Raw genomic sequence first — 16,898 nt, forward strand, 5'->3', positions numbered from 1 at the left:
CCGCGCGCGACGCCGTACGCTCCTGCCCACCCGGGAGGTGGGATGACAGAGCAGATGCGCGGGGTGGAGCTCCATCACGGTGCGGCCACCGACGTGGGGCGGGTGCGCGAGGTCAACGAGGACGCCTACCTCGCCGCGCCGCCGGTGTTCGTGGTGGCCGACGGCATGGGCGGCCACGACGGCGGCGACGTCGCCTCGACGATCGTGGTCGAGGAGTTCGCCCGCCTCGCCGAGGAGGGCTACGACCCGAGTCGGGGCGCCGATGCGGTCGCCGCGACGCTGCGGGAGTGCCAGGACCGGATCGAGCGGTTCGGCGCCGAGCAGCGGGCCCGCGGCGCGCACGGCTTCCACGCCGGTACGACGGCGGTGGCGGCGCTGCTGGTCGAGGACGACGGGGTGCCGAAGTGGCTGCTGGCCAACCTCGGCGACTCCCGCGCCTACCGCTTCCACGACGGGGCCCTGGAGCAGGTCAGCGTCGACCACAGCGTGGTCCAGGAGCTGGTCGACGCCGGCGTGATCACCCCCGAGGACGCCGCCGTGCACCCCGAGCGGCACGTGGTGACCCGCGCGCTGGGGGGTGGCGACCGGGTGGAGGCCGACTACTTCCTGCTGCCGCTGCCGTCGGTGGAGCGGCTGCTGCTGTGCTCGGACGGGGTGAGCGGCATGATCGACGACGCCGAGATCGGCGCCATCCTCGGCGGGACGGCGGACCCGCGCGACGCCGCCGACGAGGTGGTCGCGGCGGCGCTGCGCGCGGGGGGCCGGGACAACGCGACCGCCCTCGTCGTCGATGTGGTGGGATGGACGAACGAGCACTCCTACGACTCCGAGCGCCAGCGGGTGAGTCTCGAACAGAAGCTGGGGGCCTTGCCGTGAGCGAGCACGACCCGACCACCTGGTCCTACCGCCCCGGCGACTGGATCGCGATCGTCGGCGAGCACGCCATCGTGGTCCTGCCGCCCACCGAGAAGCACCGGGCGGGCGCCCTGTGGGAGATGGTGGACGCGGGGGCCGGCTTCGACGAGGCGCTGGACGCGCTGATCTCCTCGGGGCTGCGGCAGCTGCCCGGCTTCGTCCTGGTCAGCGAGGCCGACGACGTCACCCGGGTGGTCGTGCGCGGCGCCGGGCGGGCGATCTTCACCGCCGGCGGGCAGGTCGTCGAGCTGGACGGCTCGCAGGCCAGCACCTGGATCGAGCGCACCCTCGCCGAGGTCAGCAGCGTGCGGATCGAGGTCGCCGAGCCCCGCTCGGCGACGGTGCTGAGCACCGCCGCCGGCCTGGCCCGGGTCGCCCTGATCGAGCGGCCGCCGGTCGAGCAGCACGTCGGGGAGCGGGGCGAGGAGCCGGTCGAGCAGCCGGTGGAGGAGTGGGGCGAGCAGCCGCTGGGCGGCGCCGCCCCGGTGTCGTCGTACGCCGCGGCCGCCCCCGAGCCCGAGCCCGAGCCCGAGCCGGAGCCGGCCATCGGTGTCGTCGAGGAGGCGCCCGTCCAGCCGCTCGAGCCGTCCTGGACGAACGCGGCGGACGAGGAGCCCACCCAGGCGGTGCCGTTCCTCTCCGAGGTCTTCGGCGACCGGGACGAGCCGCGCGCCGCCGAGCCCTCGCCGGTCATGCCGCCGCCCGCCCCCGGCGCCCCGCCGTACGGCGCCCCGATCCCGCCGCCGCCCCCGCCGCCACCCCCGGTGCGGCCGGGCGCCCACGCCGCCACCCCGGCCGGCCCGGACACCGACGGCGACGAGACGGGGGACCACGACGGTCACACCCGCACCGGTGGCTGGGACCCGGCCCAGTTCGACCGCCCCGAGCCCTGGCTCGCCGGCCAGCCGCCGGCGCCCAGCGTGACCGCGCGGCCCGTCGCCCGGTTGCATCTCTCCCACGGTGAGCGCGTGGACGTCGACCGGGCCGTGCTGGTCGGCCGCGCCCCCGAGGCCCGCCGCTTCAGCTCGACCGACCAGCCGCGGCTGGTCACCGTGCCGAGCCCTCAGCAGGAGATCTCCTCGACCCACCTGGAGATCCGGCCCGGCTCGGGTGCCGACCATGGTTCGGCGGTCGTGACCGACCTCGGCTCGACCAACGGCACCGTGCTGGTCCAGCCCGGGCTGCCGCCGGAGGACCTCCAGCCCGGCATCGCGGTCCAGCTGATCCCCGGCGCGGTGCTCGACCTCGGCGACGGGGTGACCATCCGCGTCACCAACCCCTGACCCCCGTGGACGACGCCCCGATGACCGCTCCCGCCGACGCCTCGACGTTCCCGCCCGCCGGGTTGGAGCGTCGTCTCTATGCGTTCACCCTGGACCGGCTGATCGCCTGGACCCTCGAGGCGGTGCTGGTGGCGACGGCCGCGCACTTCCTGGTCGGGCCGGGGCACCCCTGGGTCGTGGTCGGGCTGGTCGTCGCGGCGGTCCTGGTCGTGGGCCTGGGCTTCGCCCTGCTGCTCGGGCTGCGCGGCACCTCCCCGGGCAAGGCGGCGCTCGGCCTGCGCGTGGTCCGCCCCGGCACCGGCCTGCCGATCGGCGCCGGGCCCGCGCTGCTGCGCGGCCTGGTGCTGGGCGCCGCGACGTTGCCGACCTTCGGCCTCGGGGTGGCGACGCTGGCGTGGACCGCGGTCATGGACCGCGGGCGACAGCGGCGCGGCTGGCACGACCACGTCGCCGACTCGGTGGTCGTCGACGTCCGTCCGGTGCCGGTCGAGCCCGAGGAGGTCGTCGAGGCGCCGCGCCAGATCGTCAACCTCACCGCGATGCGACTGGTGCCCGCGCCGCGTGCCGAGCCGGTGTCGGCCCCGGCGCGCAGCCCCCGCCCGGCGCCGGCGCGGCTTCCGGCCGAGCCGTCGCCGCCCCAGCCGTCGGAGCCGTTGATTGCGGAGGCGCCGGTACCGGCGCAGCCGGTCCCGGAGCCGGTCACGGAGCCGGTCGGCACCTCCCCGGTGCCCGGCACGCCCCCGCCGGCCCGTCGGCGCAGCCTCGGCGCGCCGCTGGGCGCGCCGCTGGGCGCTCCGGCCGAGGCCCCCGGCGTACCCGCTGCCCCCGGCCCCACTCCGCCGGCGCCCCCGGCGCCCGCCCCGGGCCACGCGACCGTCGCGCGCTCCGCCACGGGCGGCCCCGAGGGACGCCGGCGACTGGCCCGGTGGCGGGTCTCCTTCGACTCCGGGGAGTCCTTCCTCGTCGAGGGTCTCGCGCTCGTCGGCCGCCGTCCCGAGCCGCGGCCCGGGGAGCCGGTCCGGCACCTGGTGCCGTTGCGCTCGGAGGACATGTCGCTGTCCAAGACCCACGCCCAGTTCCAGGTGGCGCCGGACGGGGTCCTGGTCGTCATGGACCGGGGCTCGACCAACGGCTCGATCCTGATCCGCCAGGGGGTCGGCCGCGAGCTCGCCGCGGGCCGACCGGCGACGCTGCTCGACGGGGACCGGATCCGGTTCGGCGACCGCGAGATGACCGTCGCCCGCGAGGACTAGCAGCCGCCCCGCGGGAGCACCGCCCACGCGGGCGGGCTCACGTCGAGAGCACGTCGGTGCCGCGGCGGACGTGGAAGACCAGGCTGGTCTCCGCCTGGACCACGCCGGGCCGTCCGGTGAGGTTGTCGAGCACGAAGTCGCGCAAATGCTCGGGACTGGGGGCAGCGACGTGCACCAGGAAGTCGTTCGCGCCGCTGATGTTGTAGGTCGCGACGACGCCGGGCAGGGCGGAGACCTCCTCGGCGAACGCGTCGACGTCGGCGCGGAGGTGGCCGGAGAACCGGACCGCGACCATCGCCTGCACGGGCAGCCCCAGCCGCGCCAGGTCGACCTCGGCCGACACCCCGGTGACGATGCCCCGCTCGCGCAGCGCCCGGACCCGCGCCAGGCAGGTGGACTCGGCGATGCCGGCGGCGCGGGCGAGCGCGGTGTTGGGCGCGCGCCCGTCGCGGAGCAGCTCGGCCACCAGGAGCCGGTCCACCTCGTCGAGGGCCGGGCGGGGCCGGGGCGGCGGCCCGGGCGGCCGGGGAGGATTCTTCGGCATGGGGGAAGGGTACGCCGCCGCCACCGCAGGAAATGCGCCAGAAGCAGCCATCTCGACGGGATCTTCGGGACGATTGCCCTCCCGGCGTGGAAAGTCCAGTCTGGTCGGCATGAGCCACCTGGACACCGACGCCGTCCACCTCGGTCGCGAGGACCTCGGCGAGCTGGGCGTGCACGTCCCGCCGATCGACCTCTCCACGACGTACCCGCTGCCGACGATCGAGACCGGCGGCCTGGCCTACGAGAACCTCGCGACGGGCGGCCGCCCGGTCGACGGGGCGTCGCTGGTCTACCAGCGGCTCTGGAACCCCAACGTCGACCGGCTGGAGCGCTCGGTCGCGGCCCTGGAGGGCTGCGCGGGTGCGGTCGCGTTCGGCTCGGGGATGGCAGCGCTGGCCGCCGCGCTCGTGGCGACGGTCGCGGCGGGCCGGCCCCACGTCGTCGGGGTGCGCCCGCTGTACGGCGGCACCGACCACGTGCTCGCCTCCGGCCTGCTCGGCACCCGGGTCAGCTGGGCCACCGCCGACCGGATCGCGGAGGCGATCGCGCCGGACACCGGGCTGGTCGTGGTCGAGACCCCGGCGAACCCGACCGTCGACCTCGTCGACCTCGACGCGGTCGTGGCGCAGGCCGGCGACGTGCCGGTCCTGGTCGACAACACCTTCGCGACCCCGGTGCTGCAGCGGCCCGCCCGCCACGGAGCCGCGCTGGTGCTGCACTCCGCGACCAAGTTCATCGGCGGCCACGGTGACGTGATGGGCGGCGTGGTGGCCGGCGACGCCGAGTGGGCCGTCCGGCTGCGCCAGGTCCGCGCGGTCACCGGCGCGTTGCTGCACCCGATGGCCGCCTACGAGCTGCACCGCGGGCTGCAGACCCTCCCGCTGCGGGTCCGCGCCCAGCAGGAGACCGCCGCGACCCTCGCCGGCCGGCTCGCCGAGCACCCGCGGATCGCCCGGGTGCTCTACCCCGGCCTCAAGGAGTGCGACCCGGCCGGTCTGGTCGGCACCCAGATGGCCGGCCCCGGCAGCCTGCTCGCCATCGAGCTCCGCGGCGGCTTCGAGGTCGCCGCGACGACCGCCCAGCGGTGCCGGCTGATCACCCACGCGGTCTCCCTGGGCGGGGTCGACACGCTGATCCAGCACCCGGCCGGGCTGACCCACCGGCCGGTCGCGGCCGACGCCCGACCAGGCGACGCCCTGCTCCGGCTCTCGGTCGGGCTCGAGGACGTCGAGGACCTCTGGGCGGACCTGGACCAGGCCCTGCGAGCCTGACCGACCGCAGCCGCCCACCCACAGCAGGGTGTCCAGGCTCACGCCCGCGGTCGAGCGGCCGAGGTGTGGGGAGCCGGGCGGGCGGGTAGAAGCCCGGGGGTCATGTCCCACGTCTGGTACGTCAGCTACGGCTCCAACATGTCCTCGACCCGGCTCGCCTGCTATCTCGAGGGCGGTCGTCCGCCCGGCGGATCGCGCAGCCACCCGGGGGCCCGCGACGCCACGCCACCGCGCCGCAGCGTGCCCGTCGACCTGCCCGGCACGCTCTACTTCGCCGGTGAGTCCCCGCAGTGGGGCGGCGGCGGCGTCGCCTTCTACGACCACGACACGCCCGGCTGGACCGCGGCCCGCGGCTACCTGGTGACGGCCGAGCAGTTCGCCGACATCGCCGCCCAGGAGATGCACCGGGTGCCGGAGGACGGCGACCCGCTCGAGCAGGTGGTCCTCGAACCGCTGGCCGGCGGCCGGCACACGGCCGGCCCCGGTCGCTACGAGACGCTGGTCGAGGTCGGCAGGCACGAGGGCCTGCCGCTGCTCACGTTCACCGCGCCCCACGGCGCCGAGGCGGTCGACCACAGCCACCCCGCCCCGCCGTACCTCGCCACGATCGCCGAGGGCCTGCGCGAGTCCCGCCTCTGGGACGAGGACCGCATCGAGGCGTACGTCGACGCCGTGACCCCCGGGTGAGCCTGCGGCGATGAGTGCGCGGGTCGGCGCCGGTCGTGACAGATGACCCCCGCCGATCCCAGGAGCCCGCGATGCGCACCATCTTCACCACCCACTTCGTCTCCCTCGACGGCGTCGCCGAGGCGCCCGGCGGCGAGCCCGGCTACAAGCACGCCGGTTGGACCTTCGACGTCGAACCCGACCCGGCGCTCTACGAGGCGAAGGCCCGCGAGCAGGAGGAGGCGACCGCCTTCCTGATGGGGGCGCGCTCCTACGAGGCGTTCGCCCCGGTCTGGCCGCAGATGGACTACTTCGCCGGGTTCAACGCGATGCCCAAGTACGTCGTCTCCTCGACCGTGACCGACCCGCAGTGGACCAACACCTCGGTCATCTCCTTCGACGACGTGGCCCGGCTCCGCGAGGGCGACGGCGAGGGCGACGGCGGGCCGATCATCGTCAACGGCAGCCTGGCGCTGACCCGGTCCCTGCTGGCCGCGGGCCTGGTCGACGAGATGCGGCTCGCGGTCTTCCCGGTGATCCTCGGCAGCGGCCGGCGGCTCTACCCCGACGCCGCCGAGGACAAGGTCAAGCTGACCCTGGTCGACCACACCACCTACGCCAACGGCGTGCAGTACCTCGTCTACCGCCCGCAGCGCTGAACCCGGCCCGACCCCGCGGCCACGCGGCCGCGTGGTCGCGGGCCGCGGGGCTCAGCTCACCGGGTCGTACGCCGCGAACAGGCCGAGCCCGCCGCTCTGCCGGGAGATCGTCGCCCAGGCGTCGCGGCCCTGGTGCTGGGGGTCGGTGACACAGCCGGCCACGCACCCGTCGGCGAAGGCCACCTCGATGCGGCCCCGCGAGTCGGTGGTGACGTCGATGAAGTCCAGCAGGTTGCGGTCGTTGCCGCAGGTGGTGCCGCCGGTGCAGATCGAGCCGACCTGCACCGGGTCGTTCGGCGTGGCGTCGGTGGTCGTCCAGGTCTTCCCGCCGTCGTAGGTGGTGTCGACGTAGAGGTGCCACTCGCCGTGGAAGTTCGCCTCGTCCTGGTAGTCGCCGCCGGTCGGCGTGCCGAGGTAGGCCAGCGCCGCCCGGTCGCCGTCACCGGCGACCATCGTCGGGAAGACCGCGTTCTGGATGCCGAACTGCCGGCCCACCGTCTGCCGGTCGGTCCAGGTCCTGCCCCGGTCCCGGCTCACGGCGACCCCCGGCGTGCCGCTGCCGTCGACGTAGCCGAAGTAGAGCGTGCCGTCGGCGCCGACGCCGACGCTCGGGTCGGCGTCGCTCGGCGTCGTCCCCGGGACCCGGTCGACGGTCCACGAGGTGCCGTTGTCGGTGGAGGTGACCACGGCCTGGCTGCCGCCGCAGGACTTGTTCGGCAGGTAGGCGGTGCCGTCGGGGGCGACCTTGACGTGCCCGTGCAGGCCGTCGCAGTCCAGCAGGGAGTACGTCGGGACGCCGGCGCCGAAGGTGGTGCCGCCGTCGCGCGAGACCGCGCAGAACGCGGTGGCGATGTCCTGGCTGCAGTAGTAGACGGCGTTCGGGTAGCCCAGCGGCAGCCCTCCGATCCCGGTGCTGGAGAACGGGCCACCGCCGACGGTCTGGTGGTCGACGCCGCTGGGGATGCCGCCGCCGGTGCTCGGGCTCCAGGTCCGGCCGTCGTCGTCGGTCCAGCAGGTCAGCGAGTCCACGCCGGAGAGCTGCGACTCGAAGGTCCGGCCGGTGGCGTGGTCGGTGAACAGGATCGGGTCGAGGCTGACCGTCGACCCCTGCGGGCAGCCGTTGCCGGCGTTCGCCGACACGTCGGACCAGTGCGCGGTCGAGGGGCTGGTGGAGTCGTCCCAGCTGACGGCGTAGGTCGAGAGGCTCGACTGGTACATCGTGGTGCCGGTGCGCCAGTCGTCGCCGATCGACGGCTCCCCGGAGTTGTCGTGGTCGGTGAGCGACGCCGGGGCGGCGTACGACGTGAAGCTGGGCGCGGGCGCGCCGGTCGCCGCGGCGTCGGCCGGCACGACCGCGTAGCCGACGGCGCCGGCCGCCAGCACGCCGGCCGCGAGCCCGGCCGGGACGAGGGATGAGGGGCTACGGCGCCGAGAGGTCACGGACGTTCCTTCCATCGCAGGCGGACCCGGGTGGTCCTCACCCCTCCAACGACGCGACGTGGGCCAGGTCACGCGGGTGCGTGGCGGAGGTCACGGCCGGCGGCGTAGTTTTCCGCCATGGATGCCGCGAACCCGTCGTACGCCCAGGGCGAGACCACGCCGCCGCTGCTCGAGGAGACCATCGGCGCCAACTTCGAGCGGACCGTGGCGGCCAACCCGGACCGCGAGGCCCTGGTGGAGGTGGCCAGCGGCCGGCGCTGGACCTGGGCCGAGCTCGACCGCGACGTCGACGCGCTCGCCCGCGGGCTGATGGCCGCCGGCGTGGAGAAGGGCCAGCGGGTCGGGATCTGGGCCCCCAACTGCGCGGAGTGGACGCTGACCCAGTACGCCTGCGCCAAGGCCGGGGCGATCCTGGTCAACGTCAACCCGGCGTACCGCACCCACGAGTTCGCCTACGCGGTCAACCAGAGCGGGATGCGCCTGCTGCTGGCGGCCTCGAGCTTCAAGACCAGCGACTACCGCGGCATGGTCGAGGAGGTGCGCGACCAGTGCCCGGCCCTGGAGCGGGTGGTCTACATCGACACCGACGACTGGGCGGCGCTGGTCGCCGGCGGCGAGGCGGTCCCCGCGGAGGCGCTCGCGGAGCGGATGGCCTCGCTGGACCCGGACGACCCGATCAACATCCAGTACACCTCCGGCACCACCGGCTACCCGAAGGGCGCCACGCTCAGCCACCGCAACATCCTCAACAACGGCTACTTCACGACCGAGCTGATCAACCTCGGCCCGGAGGACCGGCTGTGCATCCCGGTGCCCTTCTACCACTGCTTCGGGATGGTGATGGCCAACCTCGGCTGCACCTCGCACGGCACGACGATGGTGATCCCCGCGCCCGGCTTCGACCCCGCGACCACGCTGCGCACGATCGCGGCGGAGCGGTGCACCGGCGTGTACGGCGTGCCGACGATGTTCATCGCCATGCAGAACCACCCGTCGTTCGCCGAGCACGACCTCTCCACGCTGCGCACCGGGATCATGGCCGGCTCGATCTGCCCGGTGGAGGTGATGAAGCGCTGCGTCAACGACATGCACATGGCCGAGGTCTCCATCGCCTACGGCATGACCGAGACCTCCCCGGTCTCCTGCCAGACCCGGGCCGACGACGACCTGGAGCGCCGCACCGCCACGATCGGGCGGGTGCACCCGCACGTGGAGATCAAGATCGTCGACCCGGTGACGGGGGAGACCGTCGAGCGCGGCCGGCCCGGGGAGTTCTGCACCCGCGGCTACTCGGTGATGCTCGGCTACTGGGACGACCCGGAGAAGACCGCCGAGGCGATCGACGCCGACGGCTGGATGCACACCGGGGACCTGGCCGAGATGCGCGAGGACGGCTACTGCAACATCGTCGGCCGGATCAAGGACATGGTGATCCGAGGCGGGGAGAACATCTACCCCCGCGAGATCGAGGAGTTCCTCTACGCCCACCCCCAGATCGAGGACGTCCAGGTCGTCGGGGTCCCCGACGAGAAGTACGGCGAGGAGCTGTGCGCCTGGGTCAAGATGAAGGCCGGCGCGCCCCCGCTGGACGCCGACGCGGTGCGCGACTTCGCCGCCGGCCGGCTCGCGCACTACAAGATCCCGCGCTACGTGATGGTGGTCGAGGAGTTCCCGATGACCGTCACCGGCAAGATCCGCAAGGTGCAGATGCGCGAGGAGTCCGCGGCCCGGCTCGGCCTGTGAGCGCCGGCCGCCGGCTGAGCCGGTCGGGCCGTTGGGCGGTCAGCGGCTGATCAGCACCGGGATCCGGGACCGGCTGCCGTTGCCGCCCCGCCAGGAGACCCAGCCGTCGTCGGCGGGCTGCGCGCCCGAGCCCCGAGCCACGTGCACCGTGAACCGCACGCTCTCCCCGGGCGCCAGCCGCACCGCGGCGGGCGTCACGGACACCGTGTGCCGGGCGAACCCGTAGGCGTGCGAGGAGAAGTACAGCGGCCGGTGGCCGGTGTTGGTGATCGTGCGGTGGGCGAGGTCCTGATCGCCCCGGAGCAGCAGCGAGGGCACGTTGAGCCGGTCCGAGGGGAGCCGGCCGTCGAGCCAGGCGCGGTAGTCGCCGGGGGCGACGTCGTAGGCGACGCCGGCCCGGGCCGCCGGGTGCGGGCGGACCCGGCCGGCGCCGGCGCGCAGCGCGGTGGGGTCGCCGGCCAGCGGGACGGCGCTCGTGGCGAGGGCGGAGCGGACGACCGGGGCCGACCACGACCGGTGCGCGGCGCGCAGCAGGGCGGCGGTGCCACTGGTGTACGCGGTGGCCGCCGAGGAGCCGGACACGAAGTCCCAGCGGGTGTCGCGCACCGAGGGCGGGACCGCGCCCAGCAGCCCGGACCCGGGGGCGACGAGGTCGGGCTTGAGGGTCGCCGAGGTCGGGTCGCCGGTCGGTGACCAGGCGGTGACCCGGGCCGGCGGCCGGCTCACACCGACCGGCCGCAGCGCCACCTGGGTGTCCGGGTGCCGCGCCGCCCACCGGCGCAGCGCCGCGGCGTCGTGGGCGTCGAGGTGGACGGTCGGGACGCTGTGGAAGTCGGCGGCCACGTCGCGGCCGGTGCGGTTGAGCAGCACCATGCCCGCGCCGTCGGCGGTCAGCACCGCGGCGGACTTGTCCACCCGGCCGATCGCACCGCGCTCGCACAGCACGATCGCGCCGCGGACCCGGCCGGCGTCCAGGCTGCCCGGCGAGCAGACCCGGGCCTGGGCCCGGGTGGCGTCGGGGGCGGCGACGTCGGCACCGCGCACCAGCCTGGCCGGGCCGATGCTGTGGGTGGCGGCCATCGCTCCGGTCAGGCGCAGGTCGCCGGCGACCACCCGGCCGCGGCGTACCACTCCGGTGGTGCTGCCCACGGTGGTCACCCAGGGGGCCGGGTGCGCGGCGTAGGCGCGCCCGGTCCGGTTGCCGGCCGCGCCGACCACCACGACGTCGGCCTCGGCGGCGCCCAGCAGGGCCCGCTCCACCGTGTCGAGCTGGCTGGGGCCACCGACCGAGAGGTTGAGGACGTCGACGCCGTCGCGGGTGGCCTGGTCGATGGCGGTGACCAGGTCGGCGGTGGCGCAGCCGTCGTCGGCGGGGTCCGGCGCCGTCCAGCACGCCTTGTAGACCGCCAGCCGGGCCTGGGGGGCCACCCCGCCGTAGCGGCCGAGCCGCTGGTCGCGGACCTCGACGGTGGTGCCGGCGTCGCCCGCCGCGATCGAGGCCATCTCGCTGCCGTGGCCGTCCTCGTCGCGGGGGGAGAGCGAAGCGGTGCTCCGGAGCCGGTCGGCGCCGAAGCCGTCGACGAACCACCGTGCCCCGACGACCTTGCCGTTGCAGGTGTCGGCGCTCCAGCCCTCGCCGCTCTCGCAGGCGCCGTGGAACCGGGCGGGCGCGCGGCCCAGCCCGGGCAGCGCGGCGAACACCGGACTCTCCGGCCAGATCCCGGTGTCCACGATCCCGATCACGGTGCCGGCGCCACCGCGCCGGTGCCCGGTGAGGGGGACGCCGGAGGCGTCGGCGGAGTTGCCGCTGCTCGCGACCGGACGGACCGTGTTCGCCTCGACCAGCGCCACCCGCGGGTCGCCGCGCAGCTCGTCGGCCTGCCGGGGGGTCAGCGGCACCGCGACGCCGTCGAGCGCGGTGGTCCACCGGTAGACCGGCGTCGGGGAGCCGACGGCGGCGAGCACCCGGTCCTGGCGGTGCTCGAGCTGCAGCCGGCGCAGCGCCGCCGGCGCGGACCCGTGGGAGCCGGTCGTGCCCGGGCCCTCGAGGGTGACCAGGTAGAGCGTCGTGGGTGCGGGCGCGGCCGCCGCGGGCAGCGCGGCCGGCCCGGCCAGCCCGGTCAGGGCGCACAGCCCCGCCAGCAGGCTGGTCGCCGCGGCCCTCGCTCGACGCACCGTCCCTCACTCCCATCGCTGTGGTCGCGACCGGCTGGTCGCGAAGCCGACATTGTGGCCCCGGACCGCCCAGGGTCGCAGCCGTTCTCCACCGTTGCCACCCCGGGGCGGGCTGCGGGAGCGCCCGGCCACCTACCCTTGGCCCATGACCAGCCCGCCCCCGACGTTCAGCACGCCGGCGCCGCTCGTGGTCGGCTTCGACCTCGACATGACGCTGATCGACACGACGCCGGGCTTCGCCGCGGTCCTCACCGCGCTGGGCGCCGAGCTCGGCGTGGACTTCCCCGTGGCGGAGATGACCGCCCGTCTCGGCCCGCCGCTGGACCACCTGCTCGCCCCGCACCTGGCCGAGGAGGCCGTCGGCCCGGCGGGGGACCGGTTCCGGGCGCTCTACCCCGCCCACGCGATCGCCTCGGTCCCGGTGCTGCCCGGCGCCCGCGAGGCGCTCGAGGCGGTCCGCCGGGAGCGCGGTCGGGTGGTGGTCGTGACCGGCAAGTTCCCGGAGAACGCCCGGCGGCACCTCGACCACCTCGCGCTCGAGGTCGACCACCTCGAGGGCTGGGTGTGGGGCGTGGGCAAGGCCGACGCGCTGGCCCGGGAGGGGGCGAGCATCTATGTCGGCGACCACGTCCACGACGTCGAGGGCGCGCTGGCCGCCGGCGCGCTGAGCGTCTCGGTGCTGACCGGGGGCTGCGGCCGCGAGGAGCTGCTCGAGGCCGGCACGCACGTGGTGCTCGAGAGTCTCGAGGAGTTCCCGGGCTGGCTGGCCGAGCACCTGCTCACCAGCCGCCTCGCGGCCCTGGAGGCCGACCTCCGGGAGCGCGGCTCGGTCCTCGTCGCCTACAGCGGCGGAGCCGACAGCGCCTTCCTGCTGGCCGCCGCCGTGCGGGCACTGGGCCCGGAGCGGGTGGCCGCCGCGACCGGCTACTCCGACTCGCTGCCGCAGGCCGAGCGCGACCCGGCCCGGGAGTTCGCCGAGTCCCTCGGGGTGCCGGTGCTGACCCCGCGGACCCGGGAGATGGAGCGCGAGGGCTACCGCGCCAACGGCGCCGACCGCTGCTTCTTCTGCAAGGCCGAGCTCCTCGACGTGCTGACCCCGCTCGCGGCCGAGCGCGGGCTCGGCCACGTGGCCACCGGCACCAACGCCGACGACGCGGTCGCCGGCTTCCGCCCCGGGATCCGTGCCGCCGCCGAGCGGGGCGCGCTCACCCCGCTGCGCGACGCCGGCCTGACCAAGGCCCAGGTGCGGGAGGCGTCCCGGCGCTGGGGGCTGCCCACATGGGACAAGCCCGCCGCCGCCTGCCTGTCGAGCCGGGTGGCCTACGGGATCGAGGTGACCCCCCACCGGCTGGCCCGGGTGGAGCGGGCGGAGGCCGCCGTACGCTCGTTCCTCGCGCAGCACGGCGTGCCCCTGCGCGACCTGCGGGTCCGCGACCTCGGCGACCGGGCCTCGGTGGAGCTCGACCGCGAGCTGCTGGCCGGGCCGCTGCGCCCGGGCTCGCCGCTCGTGGGCGCGCTGGAGGCCCAGGCGCGGGACGCGGGCTTCCCCCGGGCCGAGCTCGACCCGCGGGGGTTCCGCTCCGGCTCGCTGAACGAGGCGCTGCGCCGCTGAACTGGTTGGCGACGCCCGGAGCCGCCGACATAGGCTTGCCTATCCACGGCGCCGCGTCGTGGTCCCGCACACGAGAGGTCAGACCGTGCCCACTGGCAAGGTGAAGTGGTTCGACGCCGAGAAGGGCTTCGGCTTCCTGTCCCAGGACGAGGGCCCCGATGTCTACGTGCGCGCCGAGGCACTGCCTCCCGGGACCCCGAGCCTGAAGGCCGGCACCCGTGTCGAGTTCGGCATCGCCCAGGGCCGCCGCGGCGACCAGGCCCTCCAGGTCCGCATCCTCGACAAGCCCGCCTCGGTCTCCCGCAGCCAGGCCGCCTCCCGGCGCAAGCGCCCCGAGGAGATGGTGTCGATCGTCGAGGACCTGATCCGGCTGCTCGACGACGTCGGTGAGGGCTACCGCCACGGCCGCCACCCCGACGCCCGCACCGCCCGGCCCACCGCCAAGCTGCTCCGTGCGCTGGCCAACGAGCTGGAGCTCTGAGGCGCGCCGCTGCAGGAATCCCCGGCTGGCCGGGGAAACTCGCGCTTGATGGGCGTTGCAACGCCCATCAAGCGAGGGAACGCCCTGACAACCCCGGGCGTCCGTGGGACGGGACGCCGGTGCTGCTCACGGGCCGGGTGCGGGCCGTCCCGGGGGCCGGGGCGGTTGCAGGAATCCCCGGCTGGCCGGGGATTGCTGCGGTTGTCAGCCGTTGCAACGCCCATCAAGCGAGGGAACGCCCTGACAACCCCGGGCGTCCGTGGGACGGGACGCCGGTGCTGCTCACGGGCCGGGTGCGGGCCGTCCCGGGGGCCGGGGCGGTTGCAGGAATCCCCGGTTGGCCGGGGATTGCTGCGGTTGTCAGCCGTTGCAACGCCCATCAAGCGAGGGAACGCCCTGACAACCCCGGGCGTACGACGGGCCGCGGGTCACCCGCCGGCCCGGCCGACGACCCAGCCGCCCGCCCAACCCGCCGGGCAGCCGAAGCCGAGCTCAGCCGGCCGCTCGCACGACGGCCGGGCGGGTCGCGAGCACGTAGACCGTCCAGGCGACCAGGACCGCGCTCGCGACGCCGAGGCCGAGCCGGGGGATCAGCGGGAGCGCGATGCCGAGGAACCCGCCGATCACCCAGGCGAGCTGGAGCGTGGTGTCGGAGCGGGCGAACGCGCTCGACTGCACCCGCTCGGGCACGTCGCGCTGGATCGTCGCGTCGAGCGAGAGCTTGGCCAGCGCCTGGGCGAGTCCCGCGGTGAGACCGAGCAGGGCGACCGTGACGACCCCGTAGAACAACGCGGCCAGCAGCACCATCACGGCGTCCGCGACCAGCACGAGCACCACGGTGACGGCCGGGTCGACCCGGCGCATGAGCGAGCCGATCGCGATCCCGGCGGTGTTGCCGGCGCCCGCGGCGCCGACCACGATCGCGAGCAGCACCTTGGGATCCCAGCCGTTGATGGGGTTCTCGCGCAGCAGGAACGCCATGAACATCACCAGGAACCCCGAGAGCCACCGCGGGCCGGCGTTGGCCCGCAGCGCGAACGCGACGGCCGGAGGCATCCGCGGTGAGACCGCCGGGGCCCCCGACGACGAGGCGGCGGAGGCGGCGGAGGCGGCGGAGGGGCCCGACGGCAGCGCCAGCCGGACCTCGCCCACGCTCGAGTCGACCTTCGCCGGCAGCAGGATGGCCAGGACGGTGGCGACCACGAAGAGCGCGAACGCGTAGCGCAGCGACCACTCCGGTCCCACGGTCGAGGCCAGCGCGGCGATCGGCGCCGAGACCGCTGCCCCGATGATCCCGGCCAGCGAGATGCGGGCGTTGGCCTTCACCAGGGTCAGGCTGCGAGGGGTCAGCCGGGGTACGGCGGCCGCGCGGGTCACGCCGTACGCCTTGGACGCGACCAGCACGCCCAGCGCCGCCGGGAAGAGCCAGATCGACTGGTCCACGACGGCCGTGGCGAGCACCCAGCAGAGGAACCCGCGGATCGCCATGGTGGCGCCGATCGCCCAGCGACGGCCGTGGCTGAACCGGTCGAGGAACGGCCCGATCAGCGGCGCGACGATCGCGAACGGCAGCATGGTCAGCCCCAGGAACAGGGCGACCTGGCCCCGCGCCTCCCCGGTCGGGACCTGGAAGAAGAGGGTGCCGGCGAGGGAGATCGCGACCGCGGCGTCGCCGGCGGTGTTGAACGCGTGCATCTCGATCAGCCGGGACAGTCCGGAGTCGCCGGCGCCCTCGGCGCGAGCGGCCCGGCGGGCCTGCCCGACCGTCCAGCGCCCGGCACGGCCGGTGGCCCGGGCGGCGCCACGCACGCCGCGGCCCGTGAACCGGGCGGTCGACCCGAGCCCGCGCCCGAGGCTGCCGCCACGGCCGGCGCCGGACCCGGGGCCCGGGGCGCCGACCGCCGGGTCCTGGGCGCGCCGGCTCCCGGTCGAGGAGTCGGGGCGGGGGCCGCTCATACCTCCATCCTGCCTGCTGCGGCGGACCACCGGGTGGGACGACACGGACCCGCGCGCCGGGGTCGACCTGACAGCGGCTGGGGCGATGGGTCATGATTTCGTCTGTGATGACCACCTCCGTGCGCACCAAGCCCGATGCCGCCACCGTCGCGGCGGTCGACGCTGCCCGCGCCGCGCTGATCGACGAGGTCGACGCCGCCGACGTGGGCGAGCACCTCGGTCACGTCGTGGAGGGCGAGCGGCTGGTCACCCACCTCTTCGCCTGCGAGCGCCCCGGCTACGTCGGCTGGCGCTGGTCGGTCACGGTGACCCGGGCGTCGCGACAGAAGAAGGTCACCGTCGACGAGGTCGTGCTGATCCCGGGCGCGGAGGCGATCGTCGCCCCGGAGTGGGTCCCCTACCGCGAGCGTCTCAAGCCCGGCGACCTGTCCCCGGGCGACCTGCTGCCGGTCGCCGATGACGACCCCCGGCTCGTGCCCACCTACTCCTTCGGCGACGACCCGCTCGACGCCGATGACAAGGCGCAGGTGCGCCAGGTGGCCCAGGACCTCGGCCTCGGCCGGGTCCGCACGCTCTCGCCCGAGGGCCGCGAGGAGGCGGCCCAGCGCTGGTACGACGGGGACGGAGGCCCGGGCTCGCCCCTGGCGCAGTCGGCGCCGGACAGCTGCACCACCTGCGGGTTCCTGCTCCGGATCGCCGGTCCGCTCTCGGAGATGTTCGGGGTGTGCGCCAACGGCGACGCCAACGACGACGGCCGCATCGTGTCCTTCGACCACGGCTGCGGGGCCCACTCCGAGGTGCGGCTGGCCAAGAAGCACGAGCCGCAGCCGCTGCCCGAGCCGGTCGTGGACACCCTCACGCCCGACGACCTCGAGGCGCTGTAGCCGCAGGCCCCGCCGTA

14 protein-coding genes are annotated in these 16,898 nt (G+C 75.4%); 10 read left to right on the forward strand and 4 right to left on the reverse strand.

The window, feature by feature from the left end:
- The first annotated feature begins 42 nt into the window (after positions 1-42).
- The 3 genes from BJZ21_RS03725 to BJZ21_RS03735 are packed head-to-tail and all read left to right on the forward strand — an operon-like array spanning position 43 to position 3,451.
- On the forward strand, positions 43-876 hold the full coding sequence (locus BJZ21_RS03725) for a PP2C family protein-serine/threonine phosphatase (RefSeq protein WP_246298445.1): 834 nt from the start codon (positions 43-45) through the stop codon (positions 874-876).
- Complete coding sequence (locus tag BJZ21_RS03730) at positions 873-2,198, forward strand: FHA domain-containing protein (RefSeq protein ID WP_179662523.1); 1,326 nt, start codon at positions 873-875, stop codon at positions 2,196-2,198. Before BJZ21_RS03725 ends, BJZ21_RS03730 begins: the two co-directional genes overlap by 4 nt.
- 20 nt (positions 2,199-2,218) lie before the next feature.
- On the forward strand, positions 2,219-3,451 hold the full coding sequence (locus BJZ21_RS03735; protein ID WP_179662524.1) for an RDD family protein: 1,233 nt from the start codon (positions 2,219-2,221) through the stop codon (positions 3,449-3,451).
- A 37-nt stretch (positions 3,452-3,488) separates the two neighbouring features.
- Here the strand turns inward: BJZ21_RS03735 and BJZ21_RS03740 are convergent, their stop codons facing one another.
- Entirely contained in the window at positions 3,489-3,995 is a 507-nt protein-coding gene (locus BJZ21_RS03740) for an Lrp/AsnC family transcriptional regulator (protein ID WP_179662525.1), read from the reverse strand.
- A gap of 109 nt (positions 3,996-4,104) precedes the next feature.
- On the opposite strand from BJZ21_RS03740, the gene BJZ21_RS03745 reads away from it, so the two are divergent.
- The 3 genes from BJZ21_RS03745 (at position 4,105) to BJZ21_RS03755 (ending at position 6,590) form a co-directional block, all read left to right on the forward strand.
- Entirely contained in the window at positions 4,105-5,265 is a 1,161-nt protein-coding gene (locus BJZ21_RS03745; RefSeq protein WP_179662526.1) for a trans-sulfuration enzyme family protein, read from the forward strand.
- A gap of 102 nt (positions 5,266-5,367) precedes the next feature.
- Positions 5,368-5,952, forward strand: coding sequence for a histone deacetylase (locus BJZ21_RS03750; protein WP_179662527.1), 585 nt, complete (start codon positions 5,368-5,370; stop codon positions 5,950-5,952).
- A gap of 71 nt (positions 5,953-6,023) precedes the next feature.
- Positions 6,024-6,590: a dihydrofolate reductase family protein gene (locus BJZ21_RS03755; protein WP_179662528.1), complete on the forward strand. Its 567-nt coding sequence runs from the start codon at positions 6,024-6,026 to the stop codon at positions 6,588-6,590.
- A 51-nt stretch (positions 6,591-6,641) separates the two neighbouring features.
- Here BJZ21_RS03755 and BJZ21_RS03760 read toward each other — a convergent pair whose 3' ends face one another.
- On the reverse strand, positions 6,642-8,030 hold the full coding sequence (locus BJZ21_RS03760) for a sialidase family protein (protein ID WP_179662529.1): 1,389 nt from the start codon (positions 8,028-8,030) through the stop codon (positions 6,642-6,644).
- Between the two features lie 117 nt (positions 8,031-8,147).
- On the opposite strand from BJZ21_RS03760, the gene BJZ21_RS03765 reads away from it, so the two are divergent.
- Positions 8,148-9,773 (forward strand): AMP-binding protein, encoded by a 1,626-nt coding sequence (locus BJZ21_RS03765; protein ID WP_179662530.1) that lies wholly within the window; start codon positions 8,148-8,150, stop codon positions 9,771-9,773.
- 39 nt (positions 9,774-9,812) lie between these two features.
- Here BJZ21_RS03765 and BJZ21_RS03770 read toward each other — a convergent pair whose 3' ends face one another.
- Positions 9,813-11,948, reverse strand: coding sequence for a S8 family serine peptidase (locus BJZ21_RS03770; protein WP_179662531.1), 2,136 nt, complete (start codon positions 11,946-11,948; stop codon positions 9,813-9,815).
- Positions 11,949-12,093: 145 nt separating this feature from the next.
- Here BJZ21_RS03770 and larE point away from each other — a divergent pair, with 145 nt between their 5' ends.
- Together larE and BJZ21_RS03780 are read left to right on the forward strand one after the other, a co-directional pair.
- On the forward strand, positions 12,094-13,560 hold the full coding sequence (gene larE / locus BJZ21_RS03775) for an ATP-dependent sacrificial sulfur transferase LarE (protein ID WP_218851278.1): 1,467 nt from the start codon (positions 12,094-12,096) through the stop codon (positions 13,558-13,560).
- A gap of 85 nt (positions 13,561-13,645) precedes the next feature.
- Complete coding sequence (locus BJZ21_RS03780) at positions 13,646-14,041, forward strand: cold shock domain-containing protein (RefSeq protein WP_179662532.1); 396 nt, start codon at positions 13,646-13,648, stop codon at positions 14,039-14,041.
- 492 nt (positions 14,042-14,533) lie between these two features.
- Here the strand turns inward: BJZ21_RS03780 and BJZ21_RS03785 are convergent, their stop codons facing one another.
- A complete protein-coding gene (locus tag BJZ21_RS03785) occupies positions 14,534-15,997 on the reverse strand; it encodes an MFS transporter (protein WP_179662533.1) in 1,464 nt (487 codons plus the stop codon).
- A gap of 107 nt (positions 15,998-16,104) precedes the next feature.
- On the opposite strand from BJZ21_RS03785, the gene BJZ21_RS03790 reads away from it, so the two are divergent.
- Positions 16,105-16,881, forward strand: coding sequence for a DUF3027 domain-containing protein (locus tag BJZ21_RS03790; RefSeq protein WP_179662534.1), 777 nt, complete (start codon positions 16,105-16,107; stop codon positions 16,879-16,881).
- Positions 16,882-16,898 lie beyond the last annotated feature (17 nt).

This window comes from Nocardioides panaciterrulae, assembly GCF_013409645.1.
GTDB lineage: Bacteria > Actinomycetota > Actinomycetes > Propionibacteriales > Nocardioidaceae > Nocardioides > Nocardioides panaciterrulae.